Below are 1,862 nucleotides of genomic sequence, written 5' to 3'. Positions count from 1 at the left end.
TGGCGGAGAGAGTGGGATTCGAACCCACGGAAGGGGTTAGCCTTCGGCGGTTTTCAAGACCGCTGCCTTAAACCACTCGGCCATCTCTCCGTTGTTGCTTCAAATCTCGGCGGGCAGTTTCAGCGCCGCGCGGGTCTTTTCGCAAGGCACGCCGCCGGGCGTGCCGCACTTGAGCTTGCTGTCGAGGATCAGCTGCGGCAGGCGTTCGGCGAGGAAGTCGATGAACACGCGCACCGCCGGCAGCAGACCGCGCCGCGACGGGTAGATCGCGTGGCAGATGCCCTGCGGCAGGTTCCACGCCGGCAGCACGACCTCGAGCTCGCCGCGGCGGATCGCCTCCGCGCAGGTCAGCTCCGGCAGCAGCACGACGCCCAGGCCATCCTTCGCGGCCGCCATCAGCAGCGGGAAATCGTGCGCCATCAGTGTCGGCGTCAGCTCGACCTTCTGCACCTGCCCGTCCGGGCCGTGCAGGGTCCAGCGCTGGCGGCTGTCGTCCTCGCTCATGCTCAGCGTGGTGTGGCCGGTCAGGTCGGTCGGATGCTGCGGGCGGCCGACCCGGTCGAGGTATTTCGGGCTCGCCACCAGCAGCTCGCGCAGCTGGCCGAAGCTGCGCGCCACCATCTCGCCGTCGTCGGTGAGCTGGCTGCGCACGCGGATCGCCACGTCGAATCCTTCCTGGATCACGTCGACGCGGCGGTTGCTGACGTGCATCTGCACGCGCACCTGCGGCTGCTGCTTCATGAATTCGGGCAGCACCGGCGCCAGCACTTCCTGGGCGATCGCCACCGGGCAGCTGACCTTGATGACGCCGCGCGGCGCCGCGCTGACGCGGTCGACCGCCTCGCGCGCGGCCTGCGCCTCGGCCAGCATCGTCTGCGCATGCCGGTAGACGCTCTGGCCGACGTCGGTGACGGCGAACTTGCGGGTGGAGCGCTGCAGCAGGCGCACGCCGAGCTCGGTCTCGAGCTGGGCGATGCGGCGGCTGAGGCGCGACTTGGGCACGCCGAGCGCGCGTTCGGCGGCCGCGAAACCGCCGTGCTCGACCACCATCGCGTAGAACTGCAGGTCGTTCAGGTCCGGGTGGTTCATCCGATGCGCTCCTGGTTGCCCATGTACGGCCGCAGCGCCTCGGGGATGCCGATGCTGCCGTCCGCTTCCTGGTAGTTCTCCATCACCGCGATCAGCGCGCGGCCGACGGCCACGCCCGAGCCGTTGAGCGTGTGCACGGGCTCGGGCTTGCCGGTGGCCGGGTTGCGCCAGCGGGCCTGCATGCGCCGGGCCTGGAAATCGCCGCAGTTCGAGCAGCTGCTGATCTCGCGGTAGGTGCCCTGGCTGGGCAGCCACACTTCCAGGTCGTAGGTCTTGCGCGCCGAAAAGCCCATGTCGCCGGTGCACAGCAGCACCTTGCGGTACGGCAGGCCGAGGCGTTCGAGCACGGTCTGGGCGCAGCCGGTCATGCGTTCGTGCTCGGCGTCGGATTCCTCCGGCCGGGCGATCGACACCAGTTCCACCTTCTCGAACTGGTGCTGGCGGATCATGCCGCGGGTGTCGCGGCCGTGGCTGCCGGCCTCGGCGCGGAAGCACATCGAGTGCGCGCTCATGCGCAGCGGCATCTGCGCGTCGTCGACGATCGTGTCGCGCACGATGTTGGTGAGCGGCACTTCGCTGGTCGGGATCAGGTAGCGGCGGCTGTCGCCGAAATCGGTGGCGAACAGGTCCTCCTCGAATTTCGGCAGCTGGCCGGTGCCCTGCATGCTGTCGGCGTTGACGATCAGCGGCACGTTGGTTTCCAGGTACCCGTGCTCGCCGGTGTGCAGGTCGAGCATGAACTGCGCCAGCGCCCGGTGCAGGCGCGCCAGCGG

The 1,862-nt window shown here is 69.2% G+C and carries 2 protein-coding genes and 1 tRNA gene; all 3 read right to left on the bottom strand.

The features are described 5' to 3' along the window. Nucleotides 1-90: transfer RNA gene (locus tag V6M57_RS09725), tRNA-Ser, on the bottom strand. A 9-nt stretch (nt 91-99) separates the two neighbouring features. Continuing rightward, nucleotides 100-1,089 (bottom strand): LysR family transcriptional regulator, encoded by a 990-nt coding sequence (locus V6M57_RS09720; protein WP_332814787.1) that lies wholly within the window; start codon nt 1,087-1,089, stop codon nt 100-102. Beyond that, nucleotides 1,086-1,862: serine--tRNA ligase (serS, locus tag V6M57_RS09715; RefSeq protein ID WP_332814786.1), on the bottom strand; the 777-nt coding region annotated here is incomplete at its 5' end. The genes serS and V6M57_RS09720, both read right to left, overlap by 4 nt.

It is taken from the genome of Ramlibacter sp. (assembly GCF_036676645.1).
GTDB lineage: Bacteria > Pseudomonadota > Gammaproteobacteria > Burkholderiales > Burkholderiaceae_C > Ramlibacter.
The sequence above is the reverse complement of the archived record's forward strand: the minus strand, read 5'-3'. Positions and strand labels throughout refer to the sequence as shown.

Coding starts and splice junctions, on each gene's coding strand:
- V6M57_RS09720 (WP_332814787.1), bottom strand. CDS start 1,089: ATGAACCACCCGGACCTGAACGACCTGCAGTTCTACGCGATGGTGGTC.